This window comes from Dolichospermum sp. UHCC 0406 (assembly GCF_009712025.1).
Lineage (GTDB): Bacteria > Cyanobacteriota > Cyanobacteriia > Cyanobacteriales > Nostocaceae > Dolichospermum > Dolichospermum lemmermannii.
Window position 1 is genome coordinate 295646 of the sequence record NZ_VILA01000001.1, and the last position, 19270, is coordinate 314915.

Consider the following 19270-nt stretch of genomic DNA (forward strand, 5'->3'; position numbering starts at 1 on the left):
AATTGTATCTAATTAGACGATTTTTTGCATTTTTTATGTATATATAAATTTAGGTAAGGAAAAAGTCATAAGAATTACAAAAAAGGGAACAGGGAATAGGGAATAGGGAACAGATAAGAAACACTCATTTTCATCAGTTTAGAGCTTCAGTCAAAAAAAAGATGTTTTTAAAAGATGCGTAGCCCGAAAAAAACAGTGTCATTATTTCAATCTCATGCCATAATGCCATCTAGTAAAATCAGCAATATTAGAAATAACTAAAAAGTCAATAGTTTTAAATTGCTGATCAATAGCTGGTAAACTGCATACTTTAGCCCCAATATTTAGATATGCCTGAAAAATATTAGGAATTGATATATTAGACTTTTCTGGATAACTTTGCGGAATTTCTATCAAGTATTTTGCATGAGGACATACTAAAATATGAGGATGGATAAAATTATTTTGTTTTAAATAATTAAAAGTACAAGCTGCTTCTCGATGAGATTGTGTAAGTAAAGATGCACAGCCAAAAAAATATTGTTGTTTAGTCCAAAGTAAATAATTAGCTAATCCTTTCCACAGTAATAATAGAGTATGACTATTGCGGTACTTCTTAGCTATACAAGCACGTCCCACCTCAACAGAAGATTGAAGAACAGCATCAGGAATACCATGAAGATCAAATATATCAGCCGCATCAAATCCTAGATATTGAGCAGCCATTGTATAAGTTTGCATTCTATAAGTACCAATCGTTTCACCCGTATTTTTAGCAATGAGTAATAAATGATGACAAACTTGATCAAATTTATCTTGATCCATTTGGGCAATATTAGAATTAGATAATCCTAAACCGAGTTCTAAATTAAATACTTCAAATCGCAATTGGAAAATAGATTCTAGTTCTTGAGGATTTGCAGCTAGACGCAGGATATATTTATCAGTTTGCAAAATGGGAAAATCAGAAAGATGGAGTTGATAATTATTGTAGCGATCAGAAACTTTCATCTATTTTCCTACATAGATTTGTAAAATATTTGATAGAAGATACATCCCCGACTTGTTAAAGAAGTCGGGGATCTGGTTATTATCTTTTTTTCATTATGAGCTTAACTGCTCAAAAAATCTGGTAATAAGATACAAATTTAGTTATACAAGTAGATTAGCGTTAAAATTTGGCGTTAGAGACTTCCAAATAAAAAAATAGAGAAGAGGTTTTGGTCTTTTAGTAGTTAGTGTATCTCTTATAGGATCAGTAGGCTCTATTATATGCTCCTAGAACCTGTTAAATACTTTTTGAAATATTGACTTGTCGTTGTAGATGTGATATTTTAGACGGAAATACTGCAAATAATAATGTAATAATAGAAACTTTTTGAAATATTGACTTGTCGTTGTAGATGTGATATTTCAGACAGAAATGCTGCAAATCAAATAATAATGTAATAATAGAAACATAAGAAGGTGAAAATATGAGTAATTCAATTGAGTCTGTTGACGATTTAATTCTAGCTAGTCATGGTAACTGGAAATTTGATCAGCAAGTTAGTGAAAGTTTTGACAGTCATGTTATAAAGAGCGTGCCTTTTTATGAAGAGATTCAGAGAATGGTAGTTGAAATTAGCGAGTATTTTATCAAAGATAATAGTGTTATATATGATATAGGTTCTTCCACAGGCACAACTTTATCACTACTATCTCAACAACATATTTCAAAAAAGAATATTAACCTATTTGGGATATAAGAAAGCCCATCCATGATATAGAGCGCTAGATATAGATGTACTTCTCCAAATGTGAATTTTCTTCTTCAAGATGTAACCAGTAGTAATATATGTTTTGAAAATGCTAGTTTTGTAACTAGTATTTTGACAATGCAATTTGTACCCTTCAATTACAGGCTCAAGGTACTACAAAGGATCTATGATGGTATAATAGGAGGCGGTGCTAAAATAGGATTTTACTGCAAAATTCTGCTGTAGTCAAAAAATCGTCATCATGTAATTTCATATTTGTAGTTATTTATGAAATTTTCTGTAGGGCAAAACCTCTTCAAATCGGGCTTTTTATACGATGCTATTATTCCCCTTGTCAGGTAAATATCAATTTATCTCTCGCTTTTATCTAATTACCCTTACTAATATTTTATCTTGCACTATTATACCGTTAGCTGGTTTTACCAGTACAGTTTTTCTAGGTCATTTGACAGATATCCGCTATTTTGCAGGTGCTTCTCTGGGTGCAATTCTTTTTGATTATATATACTTTAGTGTAGGTTTTTTACGTTTAGTAACTACAGGCATGACAGCAATAGCTGTTGGTGAAGATGACCGAGAGGCTATGTTACTAGTAGGAATACGGAATAGCGCGATCGCTTTAGGTTTGGGGATACTCATTCTGGTTATACATGAACCCTTAGGGAATTTGGGGTTTGCACTGTTTACTACTTCTCCAGAGGTCAAGGATGCTGGTCTTGCCTACTTTAATGCCCGTATTTGGGGCGCACCAGCAGTTTTACTCAACTATGTACTAATTGGCTGGTTTATTGGACAGGAAAAAAGTAGTAGGGTATTGCTAATGACCATTGTTTACAATGTGGTTAATATACTGCAAGACTACCTATATATTAACCAGTGGCATTGGGCAAGTACCGGAGCCGGAATGTCTGCCGGAGTCAGCCAATATTTAATGTTGTTGACGGGGTTAATTTTCTTACTCCGTGATGTCCCTTTAAAAGAGGTAGCAGCATTAAAGGAGCAAATTTTGGAATCGTCAGGTTTCAAATCCATTGCTCGGTTGAATGGAAATCTATTTGTGAGGTCTTTAACTATTGCATTCACCTACGTCATTTTTTCCTGTTTGAGCGCAACAATGGATACAATGATATTTGCTGGCAATGCCTTACTTTTACAGGTGTTACTGCTGACTATAGATATTTTTAATGGTGTAGGAATTTCTACCGCTGCTTTAACTGGAACATTTAAAGGTGAACAGACAACTCATAAGTATTTGCCTTTATTGCAAATAGCAATAGGAACTAGTCTTTCCATAGGACTTACCTGCGCTGGTCTTTGTGTCCTTTCTCCACAAACCATATTTGGGTTGTTAACCAACCACAGCGAAATCATAGAGCTAATTAAGACCTATGTTCCTTGGTTATTAGTGGTTCTGGGGTGTGCCTCAATTTGTTTAGTTCTGGAGGGATACTTTACGGGTCTAGCGGAAGGGGTTGTTCTCCGCAATACTTTCTTAATCAGTACCTTGGCGGGATTTATCCCTCTAGCTATATCAACATGGTTTTATCACAATAACCATATGTTGTGGTTGGCTATGTCTATGTTTATGGTGATTAGAATGGTGATTCTTGGAGTATATCTGGTGAAAAGCAAAGAGTTGAAGATCGAGACCATATTAAATTAAATTAATACACTTAATTACAAAAACTCACAAAAGAGAGTTATTAGGTGTTGATGAAACTTCGTTGACAACTACTTTTAACTTCTGAATTCTGATTCGGTAAATTCTGACTCCTGCTATAGTTCATACTTTCAATTGTCAGTAAGAATAGATATTAAAAACCCCCAAATATCTTAAAATTGGGGGCGAAGTTGAATTTACTATGACGGACTTAACGGGACAATATTTAGAAAAGATACATAAAAATCAATTGCGGTGATTATTGTTGTAGCGAACTCTCGTTCCAGCCCAAAGTAACTTCTCCCGCAGTGTTTGATAATATGAGTTATTTGCCCGTAATACAATAAACTTAGCGCGGCAATCAGCCATTCGGACATCAACACGATGTCCTGGCCAAATGGAAGTAGATAACACACCATCCATCCAGAGTTTGGTACTTAAATCATAATCGCCCAAAGGCCAAATACTGACCACAGAACCAGGAGGTAAGACAAGGGGACGACTTGAAAGACTCATGGGACAAATGGGAGTGATGGTAATTGCTTCCATCCCATCGTGCATAATTGGTCCACTGGCAGAAACAGTATAACCAGTAGAACCTGTGGGAGTAGAGATAATTAACCCATCTCCCACATACTGATCTACTATCTCACCATCAATTTCCATTTCCAAAATTGAGGTAATCATTCTGTCAGCAGAAGCCGGTTTGACACAAAATTCATTTAAAGCCAAGTAACTTTCAGTCACAGGTTCTAAATTTGAGCCAGTTCCCTCATATACCGCTGCTTGTAACATCATGCGCCGTTGAATAGCATAACGATCTTCTAACAGCCTGTCCCAAACTATTTCTGGATCTTGAAACTCATCTACTGACTCAGTTAAAAACCCCAAATGGCCGCCTACATTCACTCCGAGAATGGGGATACCAGCTGGGGCTAAATGTCTGGCACTTGTGAGGACAGTACCATCACCACCAAGTACCAAAGCAAGATCAATTGGTTGATTAGCAGAGGCCAAAAAAACCGGATAGGGGTTATCTTTTGGCCCACTAGGTCCCATCAATACTTGGCAATGACGATTTTCTAGTTGTTTAGCACAAAGTTCAGCCCAGCTTTTACTCTGGGGATCTCGTGCTTTATAAGCAATGATTACCTGCTTGAGTTGCACGCACTATTACCACTTCAGAAGATTAAACTGCTCCATATCAACGGTATCGCGGTTGCGATAAATCGTCAGCACAATCGCTAAACCCACTGCCGCTTCTGCGGCTGCGACTGTAATCACAAAAACTGTGAAAACTTGACCTTTAATTAAGGTTGAATCAAGGAAGTTGGAAAATGCCATTAAATTTAGATTAACGGCATTCAGCAATAACTCAATTGACATCAGTACCCGCACTGCGTTGCGACTGGTAATTAAACCATAAATCCCAATGCAAAACAAAGCTGCGGCTAGTAATAAAAAGTATTGGAGTTGCATGATTGTCGGTTGTCAGTTGTTAGTTGGTAGGGGCGAAGCATTTGGAGAAGCATTTTTCGCAACTACCGATAATTTATCTTCCAAATGCTTCGCCCGTACAGTTGTCAGTTGTCAGAACTTCTACCAGTGCCGATGAGTTCTTTGGGGCGTTCTGGTAGGGTTAAAATTGTTTGTTGTAGGTCAGAAGTTGGTACTTGGTCAGGTAAATATTCCCGACGTGCCAAAATAATTGCTCCTACCATTGCTATTAGCAACAGAACGGAAGCTAATTCAAAGGGTAGCAAAAAGTCGCTGAAGAAATGCTCACCAATGACAATGATGGAATTTTGACTAACTACGGGATTAGTTGTATAAGCCCAAGGCGTAGCTAATACCATTGTACTTAAAAGCGCAAATAGTCCAAAACTCACTAAAGCTGTAAATACTTTCCGTAATCCCGCACTAGGTAATGGTGAAAAATCCTGTCTTTTGTTTACCAACATAATGGCAAACAGAATTAAAACGTTAATTGCACCAACATAAATTAGGATTTGTGCTGATGCGACAAAATCACCATTTAGCAATAGGTATATTCCCGCCATGCTGATGAATACACCTCCCAGCAAAAAGGCGGAATAAACAATGTTAGAGAATAGCACCACACCTAGTGCTGTCCCAATCATCATTACGCCAAGAATGCCAAGTGATACAGACTGTACTCCTTCGGCTAGATTCACTGTTTTTGTCCTTAGTTAGTTGTTAGTTGTTAGTTGTCAGTTGTTAGTTGTCATTTGTCATTTGTTAGTTGTCATTTGTCATTTGTCATTTGTTAGTTGTCAATTATTTTTCTACTAGGTCTTCTGGACGAGAACCTGCACGGGGGGCATCGGCGGGGACTCCGTGGGGGTCCATTACGCCTTTAGGTAGGTAAACAAGTTCTCGTAATGGTGTCACCATTGGATCGTTTGTAACTTTATAGGGCAAACGTCCCAGGGCTACGCTATCGTAATTAAGTTCATGGCGATCATAAGTAGCTAGTTCATATTCTTCTGTCATGGATAAACAGTTGGTGGGACAATATTCCACACAGTTACCGCAGAAGATACAAACTCCAAAATCAATACTGTAGTGTTTGAGCTTTTTCTTTTTAGTGCCTTTGTCCATTTCCCAGTCAACGACAGGAAGATTAATGGGACAAACACGCACACAGACTTCACAAGCAATACACTTGTCAAACTCATAGTGAATGCGACCGCGAAATCTTTCACCAGGAATTAATTTTTCGTAGGGGTATTGGACGGTAACAGGTCGCCGTCTCATGTGGTCAAAAGTAACAGATAATCCTTGACCAATATAACGACCTGCTTGGACTGCTTCTTTGGCGTAATCACCAACTTGTTTGAGGAATTTAAGCATTTTTGTGTCTCTCTCTTTACAATTTTGGATTTTGGATTTTGGATTTTAGATTTCAGATTCAATCCAAAATCTAAAATCTAAAATTGCCTTACCCACCGAAGGCGAAGGGAAAGGCTAGTTTGAAGGCTGCGGTTAATAGGAGATTTACCAAGCCTATTGGTAAGAGAAATTTCCATCCTAAGTCTAGCAATTGGTCAATCCGTACCCGTGGTACTGTCCAACGAATGAGGATGGCGAAAAATACTAGTAAGTAGGCTTTGATTACGGTCATGGTAATACCTATAACCGCTGTGACTACCTGAATTGCTGGGTCACTTTCGCTGACTCCTAACCAACCAGTGATCATCTCCAGGGGTATAGGACAATGCCAACCACCAAGGTACAAAATTGCTACTAGTAAGGCAGAAAGTACCAGGTTAATGTAGGAACTGAGGTAGAAGAGGGCGAATTTCATGCCTGAATATTCGGTTTGATACCCTGCAACTAGTTCTTCTTCTGCTTCTGGTAAGTCAAAGGGTAGGCGCTCGCATTCTGCTAGGGCGGCTATCCAAAAGATCACGAAACCTAATGGTTGTCGCCAAATGTTCCAGCCCAAAATGCCAAAATTAGATTGCTGATTAACGATGTCAACGGTGCTGAGACTGTTGGACATCATAGCGATCGCTAGTACACTCAATGCTAAGGGAATTTCATAACTGATGGACTGCGCTGCTGCCCGTAAACCTCCTAACAAGGCATATTTATTATTGGAGGCATAACCCGCCATTAATAAGCCAATGGGCTGAATACTCGATAATGCAATCCACAAGAATACGCCCATGCCGACGTTAGCAATGATAATATTCTGTCCAAATGGCACAATTAAATAGGACAGAAATACTGGTAAAACGACAATAATTGGACCAATGGTAAATAGCCAAGGATCTGCTTTGGCGGGGATGATATCTTCTTTAAATACCAGCTTCAGACCATCTGCTACAGGCACTAACAATCCAAAAGGACCCTGGTATTCAGGACCAATTCGTTGCTGTGCTGCCGCAGAAATTTTCCGTTCTAGCCATGTGGCAACTAGGACACCTACTGTAGCCCCAATCAGCATCAATACCATTGGTAATGGCATCCATAGGGCTTTGGCCGCTCCTGGGGGTACGCCTAAGTCCTTGACAGATTGAATAAAAGTTCCTTGGAGGTCAATTCCTGGATTCATGTTTGCTGCTCTTTAAGTCAACGTGCTGATGAACTGTGAAGGATGAAATCAGTTATTCTAATTTTCATCTTTTGTCTTCAGCTTTAGTAATAATCTCTGCTGAGATGATGACCGATTGAAGTTCAATACATTTGCCAATTCATGAGTCTAGTATATCCTTGGATGGTTTTCACCATGAGACTCCACAAGACAACTTCTACTTATGGTTGGGATTGGGAATTGATGATTGGTGGGTGAGGAAATGGGCAAAAGTTTCCCCATTAAGTCGTTAAACAAGACAAATTAGCCGCTTCCGAGTTGGTAACGGTTGTCTATGGTCTACAAATTGTCTGATTTTCCCACACTGGCTGCTGCTGTCAAGTTGCCAATTTTAGCGGGTTTTGATTTTGGACGACAAGCCTCAATGGTAGATAGGACAGTTATCAATCTGCCCATTAGAGGACTTGAATTAAACATCCAAAATCTAGAGTTAATTTATTTGTTAGTTAACGTTGGTCAATGGGAGTGTAGGCGATTTCGTGACGACCGTTGTAAATTTGGGTAGGACGGAAAATCCGGTTTTCTACCAGTTGTTCTTTCCAGTGTGCTAACCAACCTGCTACACGAGCGATCGCAAATACTGGTGTAAACAAGTCTGTAGGAATTCCCATTTTCCTATACACTAAACCGGAATAAAAGTCAACATTAGGATAAATCCCTCTGTCACCCAGTTTTTCCGAAACTACCCGTTCCATTTCCACGGCAATTTCATAGTATTCATCATAGCCAAACTTCTCAAACAACTGCTCTGCCAAGCCTTGTAAGATTGTAGCCCGGGGGTCTTTGACTTTGTAAACTCGATGTCCAAAACCCATAATTTTAGCTTTGCGTTGCAGAAGATTATCCACATAAGGGACAACATTTTCTACAGAACCGATTTCTTCTAACATCTGAATTACTTCTTCATTCGCTCCACCATGCAATGGTCCACCTAAAGTACCTACGGCACTGGCAACTACTGCATAAGGATCAGTTAAGGTTGAAGCTGTTACCCTAGCACTAAAGGTAGAAGCATTCATTGTATGCTCAACATGAAGAATTAAGCAGATATCAAAGATTTTAGCGGCTAAAGGATCAGGCTCTTTCTCGTTGAGCATATACAGGAAGTTAGCCGCATAGCCTAAATCATCTCTGGGCTTAACTGGATCATTACCTTCCCGCATTAACTGGAACGCTGCTACCATCGTGGGAATAGTCGCTATTAAACGGACAGCGGCGGTACGAATGTAGACCGGATTATGTAAGTCCCTAAGAGAATAAAATAAACCTAAAGCAGCAGCAGAAGCTTGAAGAGCATCCATCGGATGACCACTTTCAGGAAAGCATTTCATCATATCCCGAATGCGGTATTTGATGCGTCTGTGGAAGAGAACTTCATGCTCAAATGCTTTTAGTTCTTCCTGATTTGGTAACTCACCCCAAATTAACAGATATGCAGTTTCTAGGAATGTACTTTTTTCGGCTAATTCCTCAATCCTGATACCACGATATTCTAGAATTCCTTTCTGCCCGTCTACATAACTAATACTCGACTGGGCTGCGGGAATACCTTCTAAACCAGGCTTGTATTCGCATACCGTCATGGCAACACCATTTACTTTGTAAAATATCTGCTCACGCTAACTCACCAGAGACTATTTTCACCACAAAAGTTGCAGATGTAACAACTATTACAGCAGGTACTTGGGTGGTGTCAACCAAAACATTTGACTACGACCCCAAGCTGAACCATCATCTGGTAGTTTTATTCCCATCATACCTGCTTTTTTGAGGATGAGGCTCTCTTTTGCTTCTCCCCACAGGAGAATTTCTGCCCAATGGCTTAAATTAGGCTCATGGCCTACTAATCCTAGTCGGGTTTTTTGGGGATAATTTCTAGGTTGAAGCCATTCTTGTAGCCAATTTTGAATATTACCATCAAAGCTAAGATGATCTGATGCTTCTAACTGGGAACTCAGTCCAGCAGCAATGAGTATTTCTGCTGTTTGGTAAGCACGGACTAGGGGACTGGTGAGAATTAGATCAAAGTGTAATTCTAGCTTTAGTAATTTTTGAGCTATTTTCTCGGTTTTTTGTCTTCCTTCTGGGGTGAGTTGTCGTTCTTCATCTTTTAGTGTAGGTTGATGTTCTTCGGCGATACCATGACGGATTAAGTATAGTTCCATGTTTTTAGTTGGGCGTTTTTATATTATTTTTGTTTCGCGCAAAGACGCAAAGAAGCAAAGGCGCAAAGAAGAATGCAGGAATCAGTAGTTTATACTCAACACGGCTTAATTATTTGATTGTGTGGGTAAGGGTTTAGCAGTTCTAAACCCCTACAAATATAGGTTTTTCGTGATAAAGAATCTAGATTTTTCATACTTTAGCCTTTTCTAATAATCCATATAACATTTGAATCCGTTTGTAATTAACTATATCAATAATAGTTACTTTTTTAGGTTGAACTTCAAAAATGATTCGATATATGCCTACCTTGGCAATAAAATCATTATCTGAGCTTGAATTCAGTTGAGAAACTTCAATTTCTGAACAATCAGGAAAGTTTTCTAGACAACTAATAGCATAACTAATCTTTTCTTTCTCTTGAGTTGGTAAAGCATCAAGTGCTATTTGTGCGTTATCATCTAAAATTATTTCATTTTTGTTTACCTGTTGATTTTTAGATTCAGTAGAAGTATCGTAATACTCATCAGATAAGTGTTGAAGTTCATTGAAAAAATTATTTCCTCCTTCTTCTTTTTCCACTGCGTGCTTAATCTTTGCCAATATTTCTTTTTCTCTTGGGTGATTATGTAACTCAGAAACTGCTATTTCTTGAATTTCTTGATTCGTTTGTGCTGTGTTTTCCTGATTATTTTTTGTCATACTGTCCATAATTTGCCTGGAAACCTGTAGAACTGCTATTTTCTCAGATATATTAGAAGTCCATTCTATCAATAAGTTAACAACCAACATTATAAACGTAGGTAAAACCTCCGAATCTAGCTTTTGAATATATCCATGAGCTAGACGATTGCGCTTTTCAAAATAAGCTTGAATAATATCAAATTCAGAAATTGATAACTCTCCCAAAGAGTACATTGTTTTTAGCAATCTTATGACTGGTAAACGTTCAACAGGAATTGATACATCAACTGCTCTTTTTCTTAATGCTCCCTCAAAAACACTCCAGAGAAAAAGAAAAGCAGGTTCAATATTATTATTTTCAATAAGCTTGCTAACTTGACTAAAATAGTTGATTAGTTCTTCCCAGGAAGGTAGTTCTTCCGATGTTCCAGGTAATGATTCGGCTTCTATATCTTCAAGTGTTACCAATAAAAAACGCCAGCCCGGATGTCTACTAATTTCTTCCGCTACAGATTGTAAACGCTCAACTGAAACTGGACTAATGCTGGTTTTTACTTCAATTATTAAACCAGATTCATTTTGATTCTTAGTAGCAAGAATATCGGGTTGATAGTTATCCAAATCAAAGGGTAATTGATCCGCCTTCGGGTTTTGTATAACTGTAAATCCTTCATCACGATACTTTTTGATCAAAGATTCAACTTTATCATCACGTAAACTTTTAGTATTGTCTATCATAAGTATTGTTCCAATGGTTGAGATTCACTTACTTTGACATAAACACACTCTTCGCCAATGATGGCACCTTCCCGCAATAATAAAGGTAAATTTGTTATATCAATCGGATCTGACATAAACCGACGATGACTATCTACATCTAATACTAAATTATCATCTTCATAAACTAAGCCTATAAGTGCATCCTGTATTGGTTTGATAATGTTATCAGTATCAGGTGGAGAATCATCACTACAAATGTAAACTAGCGTAAGCTGTAGATAAGATACTTTAATTGGACTGTCACCTTTCCAAAACTTTTCGGCTTCAGAACGAACAAAATTTTTCCATTCATTCAGTCCTTTTGGTTTTGCTTGTAATGAAACAGGCCGTCTGGAAATGAGAAATTCAAAAGGTATTATTGGCATTCCCAGTGCATCTCTTGATTATAACTTAACAAACTTATAAGCACCTTCAACAAATCTTGGATATATTTCTAAATTGTACCAAATTTATACCTGCTTCTTTGACAGCAAAAGCTAAATTCATTTGCATGGGTTCAGCACTGCTAAACCCTAAATCAATCAAGTCTTTTAATCCGGTTTAAGACTAAATTGGATTATCTCTAGGATTCACCAATCTCAATAATTTTTGTTTGATTTGTGCGTCGAAAACTTCCCATTTGATTTTGGCATAAGCCGAATTTTCATTACCACCAGATAAGAAACCCATGGGAATTTCAAAGCCTCCCGCACCCGTTCTTCCACCACCAAAAAATCGCCCAGTGCTATCCTGTCCAAAGGCTTCTTTAATAAATTCATCAGGATCTAAAGTAAGTTTTGTGGTTCTCAGAGATCCTATCACCACTTCTAGTTCGTCATCTTCATCATGAACGATTCCATAAACTACTGCGGTATGCACATTTTCTTCCGTCACCAGAAAATCAGCCGCTTGGGGAATTGCATCCCGGTCATCATAGCGCAAGTAACCAACACCAGCTATGGAAAAGTTATTTTGAACGATGCGGTTTTTAAGCGATCGCTCGATCACATCCATCACCCGCTTAGAACGATTTGCTTGCAAAATAGCATTTAGTAACTGAGCATCATAAAACCTACTCAAATACCCAGCAGCCATAAAATCTTCTTCTTGGGCTTGCATCAACCGATTTGTATCTGAGCGCAAACCGTGCATTAAAGCTGTAGCACATTTAACGTGCTGGCTAATGCTGTTATCTAAAGTTAATAATCCTGCTTGTAAGTATTGAGTAAAAATTGTGGCTGTAGCTCGTACATAAGGACGAACATCAACAAATTCTGACTTGAGTTCCCCTTGTAAACTATGATGATCCACCAGCACTATCAGGGGAATTCCTGCTTGTTGGATTGCTGGTAATAATTGAGATGTAGTTCCCTGGTTGTCAATTAACACAAACCCTTGATAGGACGACAAATCTTTATTTTTTAAAGTTTGCATCGTCCAGCGTTGAGCAGGTAAATTAGTTAGCTTAACTAAAGCAATATTTTCCTGATGGCTTAAAGTTCCCGCGTAAACAATATCACACTTAATATCATACTGTTGGGCAATTAGTTGGTAAGACCAAGCACAAGAAAGAGCATCAGGATCGGGAAAATCCTGTAAAATCACTAATTGACGTTCATGGCGATGTGCAAGCAGCGTTTTCTGTAACTCTTCTGATTTTTGAGATGCTAGAGAATTGCCACGCTGAACTAAATAGATACCTCCATCACCATTAGAGGATGATAAGGAAGTTCGGGTTAAAGTTGGAAGCTCAATTAGCTCTTTCTCCTTCTCTTTCTCTATTTCCTCTGGATGCGGATCTGTGGTCAATGATAAACTCTCAAATTGAGAAGCCGGATAATTCACGTACATAAGTAACTGTATTTTTAAGCGGGGAAAGGGGGGTATCCATTCAGGCATAATCCAAGCAATAATGCGCTTGTAAAGCTACAGGAGACTTGGCAAAAATCTAAAATTAATTGTCTTGGCACTTTGTCGGGCGGTTTATTTTTGTCAATAGCATGAGTCAAGGATCTATTACATCTACCTCAAGTGCTACAGAGATGCTGAAAATGAGGTACGCTTTACCTCTTGGGTTATATAAAACCTCATAATTTGTGGCTTTGTCTAAACAAATATGCAGATTTTTATGAAAAAAATTTGATAATTATCTTGAATATTTATTTGACTTGTGTTATCTTGGACATTCCGTGTGCAAATTGACATCTCAATTTCTAGCTGGCAAGTCATCCACTTATAATTGTAACAAATTATCAGTTAAGAACAAAATCTATCTATATATCGTTTTTTAAAGGACAAAACGCTAGTTCTGGAAATTAAGGTTGTTTGATGCTGCGGACATGAAAATATCAGCTTAGTGGAAACTTGCCATAAGCTGTAGTAAACACTAATCAAAAGCCAGTGAAACCCCTACTTGTAGTCACTATCATTGACTTTATTTAGTCAAACGAATACATCTACAGGTAAATTTTGACCTGAACTTTTGTAGTTAATTTTGGGTAATGTCAAAGACCTATGACATACTTTTGCCACTCCTGGTGAAGTCCACTTTTCAGATGCTTCGTTACCTCAAAGTAGAGACTACTGTAAGGTTGACGGGGTAAATTACGCAAAGGCATTCGGGCTTCTTGAGGTGTACGACAGCCTTTTTTGATATTGCAGCGTACACAAGCAGTAGTAATATTCTCCCAGGTATCTCCACCTCCTCGTGATCTCGGTATCACATGATCTAGAGTTAACCCGTCCCCTGTGTGACCACAGTATTGACAGGTATGGCTATCACGATGCAGGATATTTCGCCGAGTGAGAGGAATTTCCATATAAGGAACGCGGACATAATGGCGCAACCGGATCACGGTCGGCATGGGAAAATCCGAGTAAAGGAATTTACCGTTGTATTCTAAGCGTTCAGCTTTGCCTTTAATCAACAACACGGTGGCACGTCGCCAACTGGTGATGTTGAGCGGTTCGTAAGAGGCGTTCAGGACTAAAACCTTCCTCATGAATCTGCGCTCAAGGTATTAGTTTTACACATATTAACACAAATATACTCCGCTGGGGATATGAGAATAATTTATACTTTTGTCCTTGACTCAGATCCCGGACTTCTTAAAGAAGTCCGGGATCTTATTTACCTAAAATCGCCATAAAAGAGGATTTAGGGGTTGACATTTGATTTTAAATTTGTTATGATGAAACTGATAAGGAAGAACTATCTTCCAATAATTTTTGGAATTATTGAGTATTCAGACACACTAATAATATTGCTCGTGCTACTATCTTGTGTAAATTACCGGATCAAAGTTAAACTTCCTGATTAAAGTGATATAGCTTCTAGGGGATGTGAGAAGCTTTTCGGTGGTGTGATAGGAGTGAAGTGCAATGTTAAGTCGCAAGCAAACCCCGATTTTTGCTGACAATCAGGAATGTGATACTTATGCTTGGTTTTCTCAGCGGGCTTGGGTAGAAATTGATTTAGGGGCGTTGTCTGATAATGTCAAGCAGTTGGTCAAGTTTTTATCACCACGCACCCAATTAATGGCAGTTGTTAAAGCGGATGCCTATGGACATGGGGCGGTAGCAGTTGCTAAAACTGCCTTAGAAGCGGGTGCTGGTTGGTTAGGTGTGGCGACTGTTCCTGAAGGTATTCAATTGCGGGAAGATGGCATTAAAGCCCCGATTTTAATTTTAGGGGCAACCAACACGCCAGAGCAAATTCAGGCGATCGCTCATTGGCAACTTCAGCCCACACTGTGTAGTCCTAAGCAAGCTTTAGAATTTTCCAACACATTAGAAACTATTAACTATAATTCTTCTTTATCTGTACATATCAAATTAGATACGGGAATGTCTAGATTAGGCACTAATTGGCAACAGGCGGCGGAGTTTGTGCAGTTGGTACAAGGATTACCCCATTTAGATATTGCCAGTATTTATTCTCACTTAGCAACAGCAGATAGTCCCGACGCTACGGTGATGATGGAACAGCATAGCAGATTTGAAGAGGCGATCGCCCACATCAAAGCTAAAGGGATCACAATTCCCAGTTTACATTTAGCCAACTCAGCCGCTACCCTGGCAGATTCAAGATTACACTATGATATGGTGCGGGTAGGTTTAGCCATTTATGGGCTTTATCCTGCTAATCACTTACAAAATCACATCAAACTGCAACCCGTTTTACAACTCAAAGCTAGAGTTACCCAAGTTAAAACCATAGCCGCAGGAACTGGAGTTAGTTATGGTCATCATTTTATTGCTCCTCAAGAAATGCGTCTGGCTGTAGTTGGCATTGGTTATGCAGATGGAGTTCCTCGTCATCTTTCTAACCAAATGCAGGTGTTAATCCGTGGACAGCGTGTGCCACAAATTGGCGCAATTACCATGGATCAAATTATGTTAGATGTGAGTTCCATCCCCGATTTGCAAGAAGGGGAAATCGTCACTTTGCTAGGAGAACAGGGAAAAGAACAAATATCCGCTGATGATTGGGCAAATTGCCTCAATACCATCTCTTGGGAAATTCTTTGCGGCTTCAAGCACCGTCTACCTCGTGTAGCTGTGATCTAAAGGCTTGGGGTTATGGAAATCAGCAATACCCCATACCCTGATTTTAAATTTTGTATTTTTACCTATTGCCATAAATATTTTATTGTGCTAAGGTAAGGTATTGATGCGGATATGGCGAAATTGGCAGACGCGCTAGATTTAGGTTCTAGTTCCGAAAGGAGTGAAGGTTCAAGTCCTTTTATCCGCACTTTTAAATAAATAGCCAAGTTAAAAGCACTCAGGAAAATTAAATCCTGATAGTGCTTTTTTCTGTATATTATACTCATTGATCAAAACATAGCAGAGTGATTTTAGACATATATTTTACAAAAAAAACAGCAAAGGTATTGCTATATAACCCCATAAATTAATGTTCATAATAGTCGCCCATGAAAAAATTACACATTGACTTTAATCATCAAGCAGCCGTATACAACAGCCGAGAAAATGGCTATCTTAAATTTCAACTTAATCAACAAACTGGTGCTGTTTTATCCATTGCTCATACTCAAGAAGCAGTTGTTGTGCCTGTGACATCGGTTACAGCTATTCCGAATATGCCCGCTTGTATATTAGGATTGATGAATTGGCGCAGTCATATAATTTGGGTAGTTGATTTACCTAAGATGTTTAATTTAGAATGTCTTGATCATCGGTTGCGTCAGTATAATATCATTGTTATTCAAATAGAATCAATGATCTTGGGTTTAGTTGTTCAAGAGATTAAAGGCACAACTAAATTTATTGCTGATGATATTCGTTCTCCCGTAGGACAAGTAGCATCTAGTTTAGTACCTTACTTGTGTGGTTGTGTGGTGCAACAGGAAGAAATTTTATTGGTATTAGATGCAGTGCATATTTTACGTTCAGATATTCTTGGTATTAACTAATAATTAATACTCGGAAAAAGGGGTAGTTTTTTTATTTTATAGATGTGGTATGAGGAATATATGTTGAATAAAACTGATATCAAACAAAGTGGCAATTCTCAAAATAACCCATCTTTAATTTCTTCAGCAAAAGTTGTTGATGTTAGAGGAGAAAATTCTAGTTATAATAGGGTGTGGCATCAGGGAATAGGATATTTGCGACAATTTAAATTGAGTACAAAAGCTATAATTTTATCCATAGCTATTGGTACTTTACCAGTTTTGGGAATTGGGGCGATCGCTTATCTTTTTGGGAGCAAATTAATTACAAAGCAAATTATTACATCCCAAGAAACTAAAGCAATTAACTTGAGTGATAAAGTTAATAATTTTATTGGACAACGTTATGGAGATATTCAAGTATTATCTGGTATATCTTTTTTAAGTCCTCCTAATTCCGGAAACAAGGCCGGATCAGAAAAATCTAGCAAAACAAGTAAAGTTGATGTCAGCATCATTAATATAGAAACACAAGCATCCTGGGATCGCTTGATGAAAACTGTTAAGGTTTATGATAGTGTCGCTGTATTTGATCTTAATGGAAAAGTGATTATTCAATCAGCCGGAGAATCTTTAATTTCCGAAAAACAACGGATCTATTTTCAAGAAGTAATCAAACAAAATACTCCTATTATTAGTCAAGCAGAAATAGTTAAAAATATAGGCGCAGTAATTTATATAGCTGCACCAATTAAAGATCCAGTGCGGGGTAATACTATTGGTATAGTCAGAACCCGTATGCCTGTAAAGGCTTTAGAAACAGTAATAAAAGGTTATATAGATGAGACTAATCAATATTATTTTTTAGATGGAACAGGAAGAATTTTAATTAGTTCCGATCAAAATTTATTTGGTGAGAAGTTGATAGGTATATATCCTAGTTTAACTAATGTTTTGAATGCGAAAAATATTGATACATTTACAGCCAAGTCCAAAAATAATCAAAAGCAGCAACTAATTAGTTATGTACCATTGCCAATATTATCAGGTTTACCGGATATGAATTGGCAGTTACTTGTGGCGAAAGATGCAGCAATTGCCTTTAAGCCGCAGAGGGAATTTTTGATATTAATTGCTAGTACAACACCATTAATTGCATTATTGATGACGTTGTTTATAGCTTGGTTAAGTCAGTGGATTAATTCTAAAATTTCTAGTACATCTATAACATCCTCTAAGGAAATTCAAGAGCAAATACATTTAGATGTATTTAATAAAGAAGAGGAACAAGAAAAAGAAATTGAATGGCTAAAATTACTCCTAGAAATTACTAGAAAAATTCGTCTAAATCTTCAGTCTGAGGTTATTTATCAAACTGCCATTTCCGAAGTTAGTCAAGTTCTAAAAACAGACAGAGTCATCGTTTATAAACTGCATCGAAAAACCCAAGCTGTTAAGGTAATTGCTGAATCAGTAATTGATGATTACCAAAAAATGCTCGGTGTATATAACAATGATTCCCACTGGCGAGAACTTGGTAAAAATAGTCAATTTGAGGCAATATCAAATATTGAAAAAGAGTCAAGTTTAACGAGTAGTTATATCGAGTGGTTAAAGAAATTTTCTGTGCAAAGCAGTTTAACAGCACCAATTTTAAGTCATGGAGAAATTCAAGGATTTTTGATTGCTCATCATTGCCATAATTCTCATATTTGGCAATCTGAAGAAATTAATTTTTTGACCCAAATTGCCACACAAATTGGCTATGCTTTAGAACAATCCCATTTACTAGTAGAGATAAAAAGATTAAAAGCACATAGTCAGACAAACACTAATCAAGACACTTCAGAACTCCAGAATTTTCAGAATAGTATTCAGCAAATTGTCAATCAAATTCAACAAGCTATTGGTGAAGTAAATATTTATTTGGAAAAATTCACAACAGAAGCAATTATCGAACCTGAAAAAATACACCTAAGCTTAGAAACCATTGACAATATGACTATTGCTATTCAATCTATAGCTGATATAGCACAACAAGCTGTTACCATTGTTAATGATGTTAACCATAGGGCTACTAAAACTGAAGCAGCGATAGATTTAACATTGCAAAATATTTTCTCTGTCCAAGAAACAGTTGATGAAATAGCTAAAAAAGTCAGACGGTTAGGAGAATCTTCCCAACAAATTTCCCGTGTAGTTTCTGTAATTAATCAAATTGCTATGCAAACTAATCTATTAGCAATTAATGCCGGAATTGAAGCTGCAAGAGCCGGGGAAGAGGGTCAAGGGTTTGCGGTAGTAGCTGAAGAAGTAGGAGAATTAGCCGCCAGAAGTGTAGCCGCAACTCAAGAAATTGAGGAAATAATTGAGAAAATTCAACGAGAAACTGGTGAAGTATTAAAAACGATGATCATGGGAACTAATCAAGTTACCCAAAGTAGCCATATTATCGAAGATGCCAAACATAGTTTACAACAAATTGTTGATGGATCACAGCAAATAAATACCTTAGTTCAGTCAATTTTGATTTCTACTACATCTCAAGTCCAAACATCACAAATTGTTAGTCAAACTATTAAGGACATTACTATTATATCAGCCCGTAATAGTGATAATTCTCTTGAGGTTTCCCAATCTTTACAAAAAGTAGTAGATATTTCTCAGGAGTTAAAAGATACTATTGAGACTTTTCCACCTAATTAATATTCTCATTTGTTCTGAATTA

General features: G+C 37.6%; 18 protein-coding genes and 1 tRNA gene. 7 read left to right on the forward strand and 12 right to left on the reverse strand.

Translation table 11 applies throughout. The features are described from left to right. Positions 1–201 precede the first annotated feature (201 nt). Positions 202–990, reverse strand: coding sequence for a GNAT family N-acetyltransferase (locus FJR09_RS01390; RefSeq protein WP_015080277.1), 789 nt, complete (start codon positions 988–990; stop codon positions 202–204). A 464-nt stretch (positions 991–1454) separates the two neighbouring features. On the opposite strand from FJR09_RS01390, the gene FJR09_RS01395 reads away from it, so the two are divergent. Continuing rightward, positions 1455–1727, forward strand: coding sequence for a hypothetical protein (locus tag FJR09_RS01395; RefSeq protein ID WP_051155179.1), 273 nt, complete (start codon positions 1455–1457; stop codon positions 1725–1727). Between the two features lie 328 nt (positions 1728–2055). After that, on the forward strand, positions 2056–3402 hold the full coding sequence (gene gntT, locus FJR09_RS01400; RefSeq protein ID WP_168653253.1) for a guanitoxin biosynthesis MATE family efflux transporter GntT: 1347 nt from the start codon (positions 2056–2058) through the stop codon (positions 3400–3402). A gap of 243 nt (positions 3403–3645) precedes the next feature. On the opposite strand, the gene FJR09_RS01405 is transcribed toward gntT, so the two are convergent. Beyond that, on the reverse strand, positions 3646–4566 hold the full coding sequence (locus FJR09_RS01405; RefSeq protein WP_015080279.1) for an NAD(+) kinase: 921 nt from the start codon (positions 4564–4566) through the stop codon (positions 3646–3648). A 6-nt stretch (positions 4567–4572) separates the two neighbouring features. Then, on the reverse strand, positions 4573–4878 hold the full coding sequence (gene nuoK, locus FJR09_RS01410) for an NADH-quinone oxidoreductase subunit NuoK (protein WP_015080280.1): 306 nt from the start codon (positions 4876–4878) through the stop codon (positions 4573–4575). Positions 4879–4901: 23 nt separating this feature from the next. Here nuoK and FJR09_RS25695 point away from each other — a divergent pair, with 23 nt between their 5' ends. Continuing rightward, positions 4902–5036 carry a hypothetical protein gene (locus FJR09_RS25695; RefSeq protein WP_256370229.1) on the forward strand — a complete coding sequence of 45 codons (135 nt, stop codon included), beginning with the start codon at positions 4902–4904 and terminating at the stop codon, positions 5034–5036. On the opposite strand, the gene FJR09_RS01415 is transcribed toward FJR09_RS25695, so the two are convergent. The 9 genes from FJR09_RS01415 to FJR09_RS01455 all read right to left on the reverse strand — a co-directional run bounded on the left by FJR09_RS01415 (position 4983) and on the right by FJR09_RS01455 (position 14127). After that, on the reverse strand, positions 4983–5594 hold the full coding sequence (locus tag FJR09_RS01415) for an NADH-quinone oxidoreductase subunit J (protein ID WP_015080281.1): 612 nt from the start codon (positions 5592–5594) through the stop codon (positions 4983–4985). The two genes, FJR09_RS25695 and FJR09_RS01415, sit on opposite strands and share 54 nt — an antisense overlap. Before the next feature lie 103 nt (positions 5595–5697). Further along, the gene (gene ndhI, locus FJR09_RS01420) at positions 5698–6273 is read right to left on the reverse strand and encodes an NAD(P)H-quinone oxidoreductase subunit I (RefSeq protein WP_015080282.1); all 576 of its coding nucleotides are present in this window, start codon (positions 6271–6273) and stop codon (positions 5698–5700) included. Positions 6274–6361: 88 nt separating this feature from the next. Then, positions 6362–7480, reverse strand: coding sequence for an NADH-quinone oxidoreductase subunit NuoH (nuoH, locus tag FJR09_RS01425; RefSeq protein WP_015080283.1), 1119 nt, complete (start codon positions 7478–7480; stop codon positions 6362–6364). A 485-nt stretch (positions 7481–7965) separates the two neighbouring features. Then, on the reverse strand, positions 7966–9102 hold the full coding sequence (locus FJR09_RS01430) for a citrate synthase (protein ID WP_015080284.1): 1137 nt from the start codon (positions 9100–9102) through the stop codon (positions 7966–7968). A gap of 87 nt (positions 9103–9189) precedes the next feature. Next, positions 9190–9684 (reverse strand): phosphohistidine phosphatase SixA, encoded by a 495-nt coding sequence (gene sixA / locus FJR09_RS01435; RefSeq protein WP_015080285.1) that lies wholly within the window; start codon positions 9682–9684, stop codon positions 9190–9192. Between the two features lie 190 nt (positions 9685–9874). Beyond that, positions 9875–11104: a hypothetical protein gene (locus FJR09_RS01440; protein ID WP_015080286.1), complete on the reverse strand. Its 1230-nt coding sequence runs from the start codon at positions 11102–11104 to the stop codon at positions 9875–9877. Continuing rightward, positions 11101–11511: a RusA family crossover junction endodeoxyribonuclease gene (locus FJR09_RS01445; RefSeq protein ID WP_015080287.1), complete on the reverse strand. Its 411-nt coding sequence runs from the start codon at positions 11509–11511 to the stop codon at positions 11101–11103. Before FJR09_RS01445 ends, FJR09_RS01440 begins: the two co-directional genes overlap by 4 nt. A gap of 181 nt (positions 11512–11692) precedes the next feature. Continuing rightward, positions 11693–12976: a bifunctional oligoribonuclease/PAP phosphatase NrnA gene (locus tag FJR09_RS01450; protein WP_015080288.1), complete on the reverse strand. Its 1284-nt coding sequence runs from the start codon at positions 12974–12976 to the stop codon at positions 11693–11695. Positions 12977–13629: 653 nt separating this feature from the next. Then, the gene (locus tag FJR09_RS01455) at positions 13630–14127 is read right to left on the reverse strand and encodes an HNH endonuclease (RefSeq protein WP_015080289.1); all 498 of its coding nucleotides are present in this window, start codon (positions 14125–14127) and stop codon (positions 13630–13632) included. 379 nt (positions 14128–14506) lie between these two features. Between FJR09_RS01455 and alr the strand changes: the two genes are divergently transcribed. The 4 genes from alr to FJR09_RS01475 all read left to right on the forward strand — a co-directional run bounded on the left by alr (position 14507) and on the right by FJR09_RS01475 (position 19248). Further along, positions 14507–15694: an alanine racemase gene (alr, locus tag FJR09_RS01460; RefSeq protein WP_168632121.1), complete on the forward strand. Its 1188-nt coding sequence runs from the start codon at positions 14507–14509 to the stop codon at positions 15692–15694. 105 nt (positions 15695–15799) lie between these two features. Continuing rightward, positions 15800–15881 (forward strand) — tRNA-Leu (locus tag FJR09_RS01465). A 181-nt stretch (positions 15882–16062) separates the two neighbouring features. Further along, positions 16063–16563 (forward strand): chemotaxis protein CheW, encoded by a 501-nt coding sequence (locus FJR09_RS01470; RefSeq protein WP_015080291.1) that lies wholly within the window; start codon positions 16063–16065, stop codon positions 16561–16563. Positions 16564–16623: 60 nt separating this feature from the next. Next, the gene (locus FJR09_RS01475) at positions 16624–19248 is read left to right on the forward strand and encodes a methyl-accepting chemotaxis protein (protein ID WP_015080292.1); all 2625 of its coding nucleotides are present in this window, start codon (positions 16624–16626) and stop codon (positions 19246–19248) included. Positions 19249–19270: the final 22 nt, after the last annotated feature.